At 66.1% G+C, this 548-nt stretch carries 1 protein-coding gene; it reads left to right on the plus strand.

Annotation, left to right across the window (positions count from 1 at the left end):
* A partial coding sequence (locus tag NKH70_RS35740) for an IS630 family transposase (RefSeq protein ID WP_353027482.1) occupies positions 1-548 on the plus strand: 548 nt, incomplete at both ends.

Below are 548 nucleotides of genomic sequence, written 5' to 3' on the forward strand. Positions count from 1 at the left end.
AAAAAAGTCCGCGCACGCACTGGAGCAGGGTCGCCTCGACATCCTGAAGCGGCGCCGGGACTGGTTCGACGGCCAGCTCGATCTTGATCCGGCGAAGCTCGTGTTCATCGATGAGACCGGCCTCTCCACAAAGATGGCCCGCCTGCGTGGAAGAGCGCCGCGCGGCGAGCGCTGCCGGGCCGGCGTGCCGCATGGCCACTGGAAGACCACGACCTTCACCGGAGCGCTACGGCTGACGGGCATGACTGCGCCCTTCGTCTACGACGGCGCCATGAACGGCAACGTGTTCCTGGCCTATGTCGAGCAGGTGCTGGTCCCGACATTGTCGGAGGGCGACGTAGTCGTCATGGACAACCTTCCCGCCCACAAGGCCGCCGGCGTGCGCGACGCGATTGAGGCCGCAGGCGCGAGCCTGCTCTACCTGCCGCCCTACAGTCCCGACTTCAATCCGATTGAGAACGCCTTCGCCAAACTCAAGGCGCTGCTGCGAGCAAAGGCCGAGAGAACCATCACGGCTCTGTGGGACGCGGTCGGCGCGGTCGTCGACC

This window comes from Mesorhizobium sp. M0991, from assembly GCF_040318915.1.
Lineage (GTDB): Bacteria > Pseudomonadota > Alphaproteobacteria > Rhizobiales > Rhizobiaceae > Mesorhizobium.